10 protein-coding genes and 1 pseudogene are annotated in these 13,507 nt (G+C 28.0%); all 11 read right to left on the reverse strand.

Going from position 1 to position 13,507, the window contains the following annotated elements; translation table 11 throughout:
- Positions 1-128: 128 nt before the first annotated feature.
- Positions 129-2,642, reverse strand: a complete 2,514-nt coding sequence (locus QN326_RS03640) for a 5'-3' exonuclease H3TH domain-containing protein (protein WP_342386515.1) — start codon at positions 2,640-2,642, stop codon at positions 129-131.
- Positions 2,643-2,870: 228 nt separating this feature from the next.
- Positions 2,871-3,701 (reverse strand): annotated as a pseudogene (locus tag QN326_RS03645) (AAA family ATPase).
- A gap of 32 nt (positions 3,702-3,733) precedes the next feature.
- Positions 3,734-3,973, reverse strand: a complete 240-nt coding sequence (locus QN326_RS03650; protein ID WP_342386516.1) for a hypothetical protein — start codon at positions 3,971-3,973, stop codon at positions 3,734-3,736.
- Between the two features lie 76 nt (positions 3,974-4,049).
- The gene (gene ffh, locus QN326_RS03655; protein WP_342386517.1) at positions 4,050-5,417 is read right to left on the reverse strand and encodes a signal recognition particle protein; all 1,368 of its coding nucleotides are present in this window, start codon (positions 5,415-5,417) and stop codon (positions 4,050-4,052) included.
- 175 nt (positions 5,418-5,592) lie between these two features.
- A complete protein-coding gene (gene ftsY / locus QN326_RS03660; protein ID WP_342386518.1) occupies positions 5,593-6,648 on the reverse strand; it encodes a signal recognition particle-docking protein FtsY in 1,056 nt (351 codons plus the stop codon).
- A gap of 338 nt (positions 6,649-6,986) precedes the next feature.
- Complete coding sequence (locus QN326_RS03665; RefSeq protein ID WP_342386519.1) at positions 6,987-7,514, reverse strand: hypothetical protein; 528 nt, start codon at positions 7,512-7,514, stop codon at positions 6,987-6,989.
- Positions 7,515-7,655: 141 nt separating this feature from the next.
- Positions 7,656-7,850, reverse strand: coding sequence for a hypothetical protein (locus QN326_RS03670; RefSeq protein ID WP_041624881.1), 195 nt, complete (start codon positions 7,848-7,850; stop codon positions 7,656-7,658).
- Between the two features lie 417 nt (positions 7,851-8,267).
- Positions 8,268-9,335 carry a molecular chaperone DnaJ gene (gene dnaJ, locus QN326_RS03675; protein WP_342386520.1) on the reverse strand — a complete coding sequence of 356 codons (1,068 nt, stop codon included), beginning with the start codon at positions 9,333-9,335 and terminating at the stop codon, positions 8,268-8,270.
- A 164-nt stretch (positions 9,336-9,499) separates the two neighbouring features.
- Positions 9,500-11,344, reverse strand: a complete 1,845-nt coding sequence (dnaK, locus tag QN326_RS03680; protein ID WP_034172305.1) for a molecular chaperone DnaK — start codon at positions 11,342-11,344, stop codon at positions 9,500-9,502.
- Complete coding sequence (locus QN326_RS03685) at positions 11,328-12,062, reverse strand: nucleotide exchange factor GrpE (RefSeq protein WP_342386521.1); 735 nt, start codon at positions 12,060-12,062, stop codon at positions 11,328-11,330. The genes dnaK and QN326_RS03685 overlap by 17 nt, the downstream gene beginning before the upstream one ends.
- Before the next feature lie 209 nt (positions 12,063-12,271).
- A complete protein-coding gene (hrcA, locus tag QN326_RS03690) occupies positions 12,272-13,306 on the reverse strand; it encodes a heat-inducible transcriptional repressor HrcA (protein WP_342386522.1) in 1,035 nt (344 codons plus the stop codon).
- Positions 13,307-13,507: the final 201 nt, after the last annotated feature.

The raw sequence follows: 13,507 nt of genomic DNA on the forward strand, positions 1-13,507 counted from the left end.
TGGATTGCAATTGTTCTTTTGCTTTTTTAGTTTGCTTTTTTCTTTTGCTTTTTTATTGATTTGGATATTTAACATTTCTATTTTATAAATAAATTATAAATAAATTATAAATAATAAGATTTGTCCAATTAAATATTACCATTATCTAAAATAAAAAAATAATTCAAATGTTTAGAAATTAAATCTATGTTTTGTTGCAAATAATCATTTAAAGCAAAATAAGTAATTTTGGCAGTTTCATTGTTTCGTTCTAAATGGCGCAATAATTGCAATATGACAATTTTTTTCATATCTAAAATATTTTCTTGTAAAAAAACATATAATGTTTCTAAATCAAAATTCGGAGTTAATTTTTGATTACCAAAAAAAACTTTTCTTTTCAATAAAGTTAATGCATATTTTTTTTCTTTGATTTGTTGTAATAAACTTTGATAATAATTTATAATTTCATCATCCAAACTTAAATATTGATGGATAAAATCTTGGGCACAATTCGAAGAAATATTTAATTCAGGGATAATTTCTTTTGTCCACGCATCCACATCAAAATTCGTTGTTTCAGAAAGTTTTTGAGAGTCCTTTTTGATTTCTGATTTGGGCGCATTTACAAAAAATTGTAAGGTTTGTTCATCATTTAAAAGATGATTGTTTTCAATTTTAAAGTAATTTTTAATTTTTTGAATATTTCCTAAAGTAGCTAAAATTTTTAACGAAAAGCAAAAAAAATTATCATTAATTAAATAATTATAAGATTTTTTATTGTGTATTATATTTAAAAAACAACTATTTTGATACCCAAAAACATCTTTGAATGATTTTAATTGGTTGATGTGAGTTTCTTGTGCTTGTTCTTGTTCTTGCCCTTGATTTGTTTTTGGTATTTTTTCTTGTTGTGTCTCTATTTTTTCATCCGTATTTTTTTCTATTGGCTGTGCTTCTATTATTTGTTTTTGTTGTACTAAATTAGTTTCATATTCTAATTGGGCTAAAATATTTGATAAGGGAAGTTCTATTTCTTGAAACAAAAATAATTGGTTTTGAGCTTTTAAATGATGCAAAACGCTATTTTTGATGGCGTGTAATAAAAAAGCTTTAAAAGCTACTTTTTGCTCTAAAATAAAAATGTTTTGAGATAATTGGCTTACATAATTTGTGTTATTCAAAATATCTATTTTGGCTATAATATTACTAAATTCAAGATTTTTCAAAGGAAATAAAAGATAAGAAGCACAAACTAAATCAAAGATAACTCCGTTGAGTTCTTGATGTTTTGTTTTTAAAAAAAGTTGTGTTGCTTGATTGTGAAAAACAATTTTATAAAAATTAGCATCTTTTAGATAATTGCAAAAGTTATTATTATCAAAAGCCAAATTAGCATCTATAAAAAAATGTGTATTTTCATTGGAAAAACCAATTCCTTGCAAAAAAGTATTTGAGTCATTTTCTTTTTCTAACTCAAAAAAACAAGCCCAAATTTGGTGTGGTTGGATTTGAGCCAAAAAAGCATTTAGAGAGTTTTGGTCTTTGATAATTTGAAAATTAAAATTGTTTTGAGGTGGGTTGGCGCCTTGTTCTTGAACTTTTGGAGCGTTATTGTCATTATTGTTAGTGGTGTTGTTGTTGATAAGTCTGTTTTGATTTGTTTGGTTTAAATTATTATCATTTTCTAAATTGCTATATTTTTCTACTTCTTGCACTTCTTTGGATTTGGGGGATGCTTCCTTATTATTATAATTTGCATTTGTATTTATGGTATTTGTTTCTTTTTCAATTCTTGCATATTTGGTAATAGCTAAGCGTCTAAAATCCATTTCTTCATAAAAATTTTTAAGGTTTTGCGCCAAACGTATTTGTATTTCTGTTTGCATACAATCAAAGGGCAAGGGAACTTTAAGGTCAATTGCGGTAAGTATTTTGCTAAGTTCTAAATCAGCTTGGGAATTTTGGATTTTGGTTTTTAAAATAGGTTTAATGTTGTCTAAATTTTGCATCAAATTATCTAGGGAATCGTATTCTTGTAATAACTTTTGAGCAGTTTTAGGTCCTATTCCCAATACTCCTTTAATGTTATCAGAAGGATCGCCAATTAAACTTTTATAATCAATCATTTGATATTCTTTAAGACCGTATTCTTCAAACAAAGTAGGAGGTGTATAGCATTTAATTTCACGCAATCCTTTTTTAAGCAAACAAACAGTAATTTTTTCATCTACTAATTGCAATAAATCCTGATCACTTGAATAAATAGATACTGTCTTATTTTGATTGCTGGCTTCTTTGGCTAAAGTACCTATAATATCATCGGCTTCGTATTCGTCTTGGACATGATATTTAACGCCGATTAGGTCTAAATATTGTTTAATCAAAGGAATTTGACTAATCAATGCAGAAGGTGTTTTTGGTCTTCCTTGTTTGTAAGCATCGTATAATTGGTGTCTTTTGGTAGGTTTATGAGTATCAAAAGCTACTAAAATATAGCCTTTCGTTTCTTCTAAAATTTTTTCAAACATTCTAATAAAAGACAAAAGAGCATTAGTGTAGATCCCTTTTTTATTTTGCAAAAGAGGTTTATATTTGCTTGCAGTTGCGTGATATGCTCGAAATAAAAGCGAATTGCCATCAACTAAAACTAAATGTTTCATTGTTTCTCCTATTTATTTTATCGTTTAGCTAATAGCCAAAATTGGATTATAAGTTAATAATGATTGTGTTATTTATAAGGTACAAAAGGAAAATAATTAATATAATATTAAAAAAAGAAAGTTTGGAAAAACTTTCTTAGAATACAAGGTTTTGTTTGGGTTTTTATTTTATTGCGTTTATAAAAAGATTTTATAATTTTAATTATAATGAGTTTTTTAATGAAGTCTTTAAGGCAAATCAAATCCATAAATAACTTTAAAAGATTTTTTTAAGTCTTCAATTCTAATGTCACTTTGCCCTTGGGTTTCGTAGCGAGCATTGATAATTGCATCATCTAAAAGATATTCCATAGTGCGTTGTCCTGTTTTGGATTTATCAGTTAATTTTTCCAATGCATCATTAATTGTTGTTAATAAATATTCTTTTGCAGTTGAGGTGATTGGTGTTTTTCTTTTTGCAATTAAGAATTCTAAGAATTTTTTTCTACCATTTGTATCTAAGGGTTTAAATTCTATGTGGTAGTTGAGGCGTGATTTGATGGCATCGTCTATTTGATCTAAGTGATTAGTGGCTCCAATTACGAAAATAAAAGCATCAGGGTTGTGGGGGCGGTGGTTTCTTAATGAAGTAATTTCGGCTTTGAAGGCGTTTAAGATGTCTTTTATTTTTTGGTCTTCTTGGTTGATAAGTTCCATTTTTTCCCATACTTGGTCGCATTCATCGATGAAAATTACTCCCATACCATTATTTTTGTTTAGATGCCATTCAGCTCTAATGAAATCAAACATCGCTCTTATAATTTCGATTCCTTATTCGCGGGTTTTGGTGATAAAGTCGTAGGGGGTAAATTCAAAACAGCCTGCATCGGTGGAAGGGGAGGCTTGTCTTGCTTGTCTTGCTTGTGACATAAATGCTCTTGCTAATAATGTTTTACCTGTTCCTGGGACTCCGTGTAGTAGGAGTCTTTTTGGTTTATTGATTTTTCCTGCGTTTTGGAACCATTCAGGATGAGATACCATTGCTAAAATGCGATTACAAGTTTCTTTTTCAGTTTCCATGCCAATTATGTTTGCAAAACTTATATTGTTTACTATATCATCATTTGTTTCTTTACAACGTTGGGATAATAAAGGATGTGCGCTAAATTTAGTAGGAGGTTTTTGGCATCATATTGTTCCATTTGTTTTTGATATTCTTTAAATTTTTGTTGTTTGTATTGATGATATAAGTTATATGAAAAATAAATTGTTAAAGTGGTTGTTAAAATAAATAATAAAGTGCCAATAAAAATTTTAAAAAAGTTTTCTTTACTTTTAGTTAATAGGTTCATATTTGTATTCCTTTTGGATTTTATAAAAATATTAAAGGGTACAAAAATACTTAATAAAAAGATTTTATAATTTTAATTATTTATTATTCATATCACGAAAAAAAGCCATCGGATCATTTTGTAATTTATCAAGATCTTGATCATCAAAATGTTGCATTTGCTTAGCTAATTTTTTTTGTTGTTCTAAAAGGGTAATTAGCTTGTTAACATCACTTAATTGATTACCAGAACCTTTGGCAATTCTTTGTCTACGTCTACTGCTCAAAGCAATTAATTGAGGATTTTTCTTTTCTTGTTTAGTCATACTTTGAATTAAAACTTCAAATTTATTAAATCCATCATCACCTAAACTGGCAGAAAGTTGTTTCATCTTACAACCTAATCCAGGAATAAAACTTAACAATTTGCTGAAAGAACCCATTTTTTTTAATGTTTTTAATTGTTTTTGAAAATCATAATAATTATAACTATCATCAAATAATTTTTCCATCATTTGTTTACTTTGATGAGGATCAATTTTATCGGTAACTGTCTCAATTAAAGTTAAAATATCTCCCATTCCTAAAAGACGAGATGCCATTCTATCAGGATTAAAGGGCTCTAAACTGTCAATTGTCTCTGAAGAAGAAACAAATTTTAAAGGCAGATCTGTAATTGCTCTTACTGATAAAGCAGCTCCTCCTTTAGTATCTGCATCCATTTTGGTCAAAATAACTCCAGTTGCTCCTACTTGATTATGAAACGACTGAGCAGTATTAGCAGATTGTTGTCCTGAAAGACAATCCACAACTAACAAAATTTCTGAAGGATTGGCTTTGGCTTTAATTTGTTGCAATTCTTGCATCATTGTCTCATCAATATCAAGGCGCCCCGCAGTATCAATAATTACTGCATCATATCCTTCTTGCAAAGCATGTTTTAATCCTGCATCTACAATATCTAAAACAGCAGTGTCAGGTTTAGAAAAAACATCAATATTGATTTGTTTACCAATAACTTTTAATTGTTCTACTGCTCCTGGACGATAAATATCACAAGCTACAAGCAAAACTTTTTTACTATTTTTTTTACGCAACCAAAGAGCTAATTTTCCTACAGTAGTCGTTTTACCGCTTCCTTGCAACCCAATTAACATTAAAGTATCCAAATTACAATTAGGCTTAAAAGTAAGATCTGCACGAGTAGAACCCAAAATTTGAATTAGGGTTTCGTTTACGATTTTAATAATATGTTCTTTGGGGTTCAGTCCTTTTAAAACTTCTTGTTTCAAAGTCTTTTTTTCAATAATTTCATTAAACTTATCAATAACTTGTAAATGAACATCAGCTTCTACCAAAGAAACTTTAATATCTTGCATAATGTTTTGAATGTCTTGTTGTTCTAGGATTTTTTTTCCTCTAATTTTGTTAATAACTTTTTGTAAGCCTTCACCTAATATACTCATATTTTTATCTCCTTTTTGATGTTGTGAAATTTGTTTTTGTGGGGTTTAATTTTTTGTTGGGGCAATGTTTTTTAAATATTTTTGAATTCGTTATTTTTGATATAATAATTTTTATGTTTTTTTGTGTTTGTTTTTCGTTATTTGTTATTTGTTATTTTTTCTTTATAATTAGCAATTATAAAATATCTTCAGAAGTAAAAAAACCTTCAAATAAATTAAAAAGATAATTTTTAACATCAAAAGTAATTAAATCTTGGGATTTTTCGCCTACACCAATATATTTAGTGGGCAAATTGTATAAATATTTAATTGCAAAAACAATCCCTCCTTTGGAAGTGCCGTCAAGCTTGGTTAAAATGGCTCCTGAAAGTGGAGTTGCTTGATTGAACAAATCAACTTGATTAATAGCATTTTGCCCTGTAGTAGCATCCAAAACTAAAAAAGTTTGTAAATTGGAGGCGGGCAAATGTTTGCAAATAACACGATTAATTTTGGCTAATTCTTGCATTAAATTAGTTTTGTTTTGTAATCTTCCAGCAGTATCACACAAAATAATATCATAATTTTGACTTTTAGCAAGTTCGATGCCTTCAAAAATAACACTTGTAGGATGAGCTGGCAAAGGCTTGCAAAAAACTTCAACACCTACTCTTTTTGCCCAAATTTGGAGTTGTTCTACTGCACCTGCACGAAAAGTATCAGCAGCAATCAATAATACTTTTTTGCCTTCTTGTTTCAATGCTTCAGCCATTTTTCCAATAGTAGTTGTTTTTCCTACTCCGTTAACTCCTGTAAACAAATACATTTGAGGCAAGTTATTTTGAGATTGAAAAGTGTCTTTGGGATTTGTTGGATTGGAATCTTGATTTTGTTTTTCTTGTTCTTTGTCTTGTTCTTGCGGACTTTCTAATATGCCTTTCATAACTTTCATATTTTGATACAAATCAAGCATTTTAGAAACAACAACAGAAGGAAGCTTTTGAGGATTTTTAATTTGAAATTGATTAATTTCATCTTTGATAGCTTGCATCAAAAAAAGAGTGGTTTTAGTACCAAAATCAGCTTGAATTAAAAAACTTTCTAATGCTTGTAATAGGGTTTTTTCGATATTGTTAGATTGTTTCAAAAGAGTTTGAAAATCTAGAAAACTAGCTTTGGTTTTTTTAAGACCTAGTTGATATTTATCATTATTTTTATTTTTAAAAAATTTACTTTTCAACCATTTAAACATTTATAAACTCTCCTTTTTGAAAGTAATTAAGGTATCAAAATAAAAAACTTATACCCAATTATTATAACTAAAATACTTGCTTTTTGATTGAGTTTTTTAGGGTTTGGGGATTTTGTTATCATAAAATATTTAAGGATAAATTAAAAAAACCAAAACAAACAATAAAAAGAATTTTATTATAACCCCAATTAACAAATTTTATTTCAAATTCCAAAATTGACTAATTACAATATTATAAATAATAATTACAACATTATAAATAATAAATACTTCATAAAAACAAAAAAACAGAAATTAAAAATTAATTCCTGCTCTAAATTTATAAATAATATTAATTATTAATCCTCCTTTTTACAAAAGTTCCATAAAGCTTTAATAAGAGGCCAAAAAACTAACAGACATAAAGCAAAAGCCATAGATGCTTCATATTTTTTATCTACTTGTTTTTCAATAATATAACCAAAGACAACTAAAGCTCCTGCAATATAAACAGACGCCCATGAAATAAATAGACTTACAAATAGGAGCACTAACATAAAATAAGGGTCAAATAAGGATGAAAGTTGACTTAATTGCGAAACTGATGCCAACCAAAGGAAAGCAACCCCATAAAATAAAACAACATAAAACATAGTAATTACAAAGAAATTAAAAACTACAAAAGCAAATTTATTAATTAATTGTTGATTATTTTGTTTTTTAAACTTTTTATAATAAAGTAAAATAGTAATTGCAAAATTACTCATCAAAATAAAAATAAACGAAAGCAACATAGTTAGGCATAAATGTTTATGTATTAGTAATTTATCAGTCAAATCTAATGTATGTGATATATTCAAACGAACATATAAATAACCCATAAACATCCCTAAAAATATCCCCAAAGCAATAAGACAAACAGGAGCTGTTAATCGTGCTATACTTGAAGAAAAACAAGAAAATACAAAAGCAATAATACTTATAATAGCAGGCAGATACAAATATTTAAAAATAATTGTTTTTTTTATTTAACCTAAATTTGGGCAAAAAACTAATTCATGCCATACAACTGCATAAGAAAGTGCCAAAAATAAAAGCATTAAACTAATCCATAATAAAGTTTTTTGAATAACTCTTTTATGGTTTGCTCTACGATAAACTGCAACCGAACTTAATTTTTTATTATCTTTAATTTTTTCTTTAAGATTATCTAATAAAAACATGTTATTTCACCTCTTTATTAAATTGAATTATCAAATTAAATTTGTTAAAATTCTAAAGCCTCTAACTTAAATATAATAAAAGACTTTATGCCTTTATTATAACTCAAATATTTAATGAGTAGTTAATTTAATATGATAAATATTAATAAAATAGCAAATAACAAAACTATTTATCTACTATTAATTATAATATAACATAAAAACTATATTACAATTCAACATTTATATTAAAAAATATTAATTTATTATTCATCATAATACAATTAAAATTAACTATGTAAAACTCTAAAAACTTAAACATTAAATTGCTACATAACAAAAAACCAACTTTTAAGTTGGTCTCCTTATTATTTTATTATTTACTATTAATATTGTATTATTTGTATTAATATTTATTTACTTATATTATTACTTATATTAACTACGATATTGCAAATCTAATAATTTTTGATATAATCTTTTTTCTTCTAAACTTAATTGGTTAGGAGTTTTAATATGAACAACAACATACTGATCACCTTTACGATAAGAAGAATTAAGATGTGCAACTCCTTTATTTTTCATTCTTAATTTATTGCCTGATTGAATCCCTGCAGGAATTTTTAAAGCTACTTCACCATAAATAGTAGGAATCAAAATATTAGTTCCTAAAACAGCTTCTGGAAAAGTAATAAAGATTTCTAAAATAATATCATATTCACGTCTTACAAAAGATTCATGAGGACGCACTTTAAAAGTAATATATAGATCTCCTGCTTTTTGATTATTACTTAAAGGAATAAAATTTCCTTTCCCAGGAACTTGCAAAGACATTCCTTCTTGAATCCCTGCAGGAATATTAAAGGTAGCTGATTGCTTAACTTTTTGACGTTTTTGTCCGTGACAAGCATAACATTTATTTTTAATTTCTTGTCCTTTACCACTACAATTAGGACAAACTTGACGAGAACGAATATTACCTAAAAAAGTTCTTTGCTCAGTAATAATTTGTCCAGTTCCGCCACAACGTTTACAAGTAATAACATCTTGATTGGAAACTGCTCCTTTACCATGACAAACTCTACAATCAGCTTCTACAGTAATTTCAATAGTTTTGTTAGCTCCTAAAACAGCATCCATAAAACTTATAGTCATTTCTACTTTTTTATCATAAGAAGGTTTTTTAGTTTGTTGATTACCAAAAATATCTCCAAAGGAACTAAAAAAAGAATCCCCAAAAGAATCAAAACCATCAAAACCACCGCCACCAAAGCCAGAAAAACCGTTATCAGAAGCATCACCAAAACGATCATAATTACTTTTTTTAGAAGCATCTCCTAAAACACTATAAGCTTCTTGAACTTCTTTAAATTTGCTCTCGGCGTTAGCTTCTTTGGAAATATCAGGATGATATTTTTTAGCAAGACTACGATAAGCTTTTTTGATGTCCTCAGGACTTGCGTCTTTATCTAGACCCAAAATATGATAATAATCTTTTTTTGTCATTGTAGCTAACTTCTCCTAATAATAAAACTAAGGGGGCTTTTCCTTTGATTTCATTATTCTTTATAGTTTGTTTTTTTGTGGTTGTTTTTGTATTTGTATATTTTTTTGTATATTTTTTGTTTGTTTTTATGGTTGTTTTTGTTTAGTTTTGTTTTTATTATTGATTATTTTTGTTCTTCAAAATCAGCGTCTACTACTTCGTCTTGAGGTTTTTCATTTTTAGCAGTAGTGTTTTCTTGCGTACCTTTTTCTTGTACTTGTTTTTCTTGAGCTTTTTGGTAAGCTTTCATTGCAATTCCTTGAGATTCTTTAGTAAGACTTGCAGTTTTTTCTTTAATTAAAGCAGTATCGTCTCCTTTTAGAGCTTCTTCTAATTCTTTAATTTGAGTCTCAACTTTGTCTTTTTCTTCTGGTGTAACGTCAGCTTTTAGATCTTCTAAAGATTTTTTAGTGTGGAAAATCATATTTTCTGCTTCATTACGCGCATCAATACTTTCTTTTTTCACACGATCTACCTCAGCATTTTCTTCAGCTTCTCTAATCATTCTTTGAATTTCTTCTTCTTTAAGGGCACCACTTCCTGAAATAGTAATTTTTTGTTCTTTGTTGGTACCTAAATCTTTGGCTTTAACTGATACAATTCCGTTTGCATCAAGGTCAAAAGTAACTTCAATTTGAGGAATTCCGCGCGGTGCTGGTGGAATATCTGTTAATTGGAATCTTCCCAAAGTTTTATTATCAGCTGCTAAAGGGCGTTCTCCTTGTAAAACATGAATATCTACTGCTGGTTGATTGTCTGCGGCAGTTGAAAAGACTTGTTTTTTGGAAGTTGGAATGGTAGTGTTTCTTTCAATTAATTTAGTAAAGACATTACCCAAAGTCTCAATTCCTAAAGAAAGCGGAGTTACGTCTAACAGTAAAATATCTTTAACGTCTCCTGATAGAATTCCTCCTTGAATAGCAGCTCCAATAGCAACTACTTCATCAGGATTAATACTCTTATTAGGAGTTTTTTTCAATTCATTTTTAACTAAATCTTGTACTGCAGGAATACGAGTAGAACCACCCACTAAAAGCACTTGATCAATTTTTTCAATATCTAATTTGGCATCACTTAAAGCACGTTTTACAGGAGCCAAACAACGATCAATTAAATCTTTAGTAAGTTCATTGAATTTAGCACGAGTCATATTGTATTCTAAATGAAGTGGACCTGCTTCGCTCATTGTTAAGAAAGGCAAAGAAATTTGTGAAGAAGTAACACCACTTAATTCTTTTTTAGCTTTTTCAGCAGCATCTTTTAATCTTTGCATTGCCATTTTATCTTTGGAAAGATCAACACTATTTTCTTTTTTGAATTCTTTCACTAAGAAATCTACTATACGTAAGTCAAAATCATCGCCTCCCAAAGCATTGTCTCCAGAAGTAGAAAGCACTTCAAAAGTACCATCAACCAAAGTTAGAATAGAAACATCAAAAGTTCCTCCTCCTAAGTCAAACACTAAAATGGTCTGTTCTTTATCACCTTTGTCAACGCCATAAGAAAGAGCAGCTGCAGTTGGTTCATTAATAATACGTTTAACATTTAAGCCTGCAATTTTACCTGCATCTTTTGTAGCTTGTCTTTGAGCGTCATTAAAATAAGCAGGAACAGTAATTACTGCCTCACTTACTGGAGCTCCTAAATAATCTTCAGCAGTTTTTTTCAAATTTGCCAAAATCATTGCACTAATTTCTTGCGGAGTGTATTTTTTACCACCCACATTAACAGTATAATTAGCTTCTCCCATGTGTCTTTTGATAGAACTAATAGTATTAGGATTAGTAATTACTTGACGTTTGGCAATTTCTCCTACCATAATTTCATCACCTTTAAAAGAAACTACAGACGGAGTTGTTCTTCCACCTTCAGCATTAGGAATAACTTTTGCCTCGCCACCTTCCATTACAGCAACACAAGAGTTAGTTGTTCCTAAATCAATACCTATAATTTTATTCGTTTTTGTCATTTTTATCACTCCATTCATTTACTTTAACCAATGTTGGTCTTAAAATTCTTTTTTTATATAAATAACCTTTTTGTAAAACTGCTAAATTAGTTTTATCAGGTTTTTTAGGGTCGCACACTGTTTCTAAAGCGTGGTGCAAAGCAGGATCAAAAGGCTTATTAAGAGCCTTAATTTCTTCTACTCCTTCATCTTGCAACACTTTTTTTATTTGTTGTTGTAACAACTTAAATCCTAATAAATATTTTTGCAACAATTCATTTTGTGTAGGCATATCAATGACTTTTTCTAATTGTTCCAAGGGCATTAATAAATTAGTAATAAAATTACTTGATGCATATTTTAATTCATTTGCTTTTTGAGTTTGGGCTCTTTTCTTAAAGTTAATCAATTCTGCTTGATTTTTTAACAACTCTTCATCAAAGGCTTTTTTTTGTTGGGTAAGTTTTTGTTGTAATTCTTTAATTTGAGTTTGTAATTTAGTAATTTGCAGATGACTGTTTTCTTTTGATTGATGTTTTTGTTGTTTGGTATTTGTTTGTTTAGTTTGATTTGATTGATTTGATTGATTTTTAACAGTTTCATCTTCCTTTTGGTTGTCTTTATTTGTTGTTTTAGTTTCTTCTTTTTGACAATTTTTGCATTCTTTACAATCTTTATGCAATTCTTTTGCTTGTGTTTCTAAATTATCTAAGTTATCTTGGTCTTTTTCTAAAAACATCTTAAAACCTCTTTTCTTGATATAATTATGTTTTTATTACGTTACTTACAAGTATTTTGGCAGCCTGTTTAGTTATTTTTTTAATAAATTATAAATTATTTCATTATTACTTATTACTTATTATTTGTTATTTGTTATTTGTTGTAATTGTAATTATTACTTATATTTTATCTTACAATTATTTATTGTATTATTTATTCTTTTATTTGTTATTCTTGATCGTTTAATTTAGATAAATGAACTGCCAAATATTCCAAAATAGGAATAACTTTAGGATATTTCATCCACAAAGGTCCTACAACTGCAATTCTTCCTTTCTCATTAGGATTTACATCAAAAGGAATAGAAAGAATCATACAATCTTTTAAAGGGGTAAGTTGCAAGCCATCAGAAAATTTAAAAGACAAACTATCTTGATTTAACATAATTTTTAATAATTCTTTACGCTCTAAAAGACCCATAAATTTTTTAATAATTTCAGGATTACTTAATTCAGGTTTTTCAAGCATTTTAGAAACCCCCGAAAAATAAAGATTCTCTGAGGCAAAACTACTAAAAGCTTCCATAAACAAAGCAATTAATTGTTCTTGAAAACAAATATATTTAGCAATAGTTTGTTTAAAAAAATCACTTTGAATAATATTGGCTGCTTCTGATAAAAACTTATCTGTCAACAAATCATTTACTACTTGCACTACATCTTTAAGGTCATAAATGCTAATTTCTTTTGTTTGATCCAAAGAAATATTTTGATGTTGTACATTTCCTTTATCAGTAATAATCAAAATAACAGCTTGAGTACTATTTAAAGGAATAAAATCAATTTTAGTAATTTTACTATTATTAAAAATATCAGAACCAATTGCCATAGCAGTATAATTAGTTAAATTATTTAACAAATTAAGAGCTTCTTTAATTACTTGTCCTTTACAAAAACGCTTTTTTTGAATCACTTTGTCAATGCTTTCAAACATACAAGCAACATCATGATCACGTGTTAATAAATGGTTTAGATAGTAAGTATAGCCCTTAAAAGAAGGCACTCTACCACTAGAAGTATGATTTTTTTGTAAAAACCCTTCTTTTTCTAATTGCACCATATCATAACGAATAGTAGCACTTGCAAATTTAAGATAAGGCAAATGGGTAAGCAGTTTAGAACCTACGGGTTGTCCTTTTTGTGAATAGTTTTCCACTACAGCCTTTAAGATTAATTTTTTTCTATCTGAAAGCATATTCATCACCTCTTGGCACTCACATTAACGATTGCCAATAATATTGTATTACTTTTTTTGTTTAATGTCAACCCTATATTTTCATTTTGTTATATTTTTATTAATTTTATATTAATAATTATGTATTTTGTATTAATTTTAATGTGATTATAAATAATTAATAATAATATAAAAAAGAAAAAAAGCATCCTTAAATGGGGGTAAGTTTTA

Origin of the sequence: Candidatus Phytoplasma asteris, assembly GCF_038505995.1 — a bacterium.
Classification (GTDB): domain Bacteria; phylum Bacillota_I; class Bacilli_A; order Acholeplasmatales; family Acholeplasmataceae; genus Phytoplasma; species Phytoplasma asteris.

What these genes read in the sequence shown, in the direction of transcription:
- QN326_RS03640 (WP_342386515.1), bottom strand. Translation starts at nt 2,642, where the DNA reads ATGAAACATTTAGTTTTAGTTGATGGCAATTCGCTTTTATTTCGAGCA.
- QN326_RS03650 (WP_342386516.1), bottom strand. Translation starts at nt 3,973, where the DNA reads ATGAACCTATTAACTAAAAGTAAAGAAAACTTTTTTAAAATTTTTATT.
- ffh (WP_342386517.1), bottom strand. Translation starts at nt 5,417, where the DNA reads ATGAGTATATTAGGTGAAGGCTTACAAAAAGTTATTAACAAAATTAGA.
- ftsY (WP_342386518.1), bottom strand. Translation starts at nt 6,648, where the DNA reads ATGTTTAAATGGTTGAAAAGTAAATTTTTTAAAAATAAAAATAATGAT.
- QN326_RS03665 (WP_342386519.1), bottom strand. Translation starts at nt 7,514, where the DNA reads ATGTTTATGGGTTATTTATATGTTCGTTTGAATATATCACATACATTA.
- QN326_RS03670 (WP_041624881.1), bottom strand. Translation starts at nt 7,850, where the DNA reads ATGTTTTTATTAGATAATCTTAAAGAAAAAATTAAAGATAATAAAAAA.
- dnaJ (WP_342386520.1), bottom strand. Translation starts at nt 9,335, where the DNA reads ATGACAAAAAAAGATTATTATCATATTTTGGGTCTAGATAAAGACGCA.
- dnaK (WP_034172305.1), bottom strand. Translation starts at nt 11,344, where the DNA reads ATGACAAAAACGAATAAAATTATAGGTATTGATTTAGGAACAACTAAC.
- QN326_RS03685 (WP_342386521.1), bottom strand. Translation starts at nt 12,062, where the DNA reads ATGTTTTTAGAAAAAGACCAAGATAACTTAGATAATTTAGAAACACAA.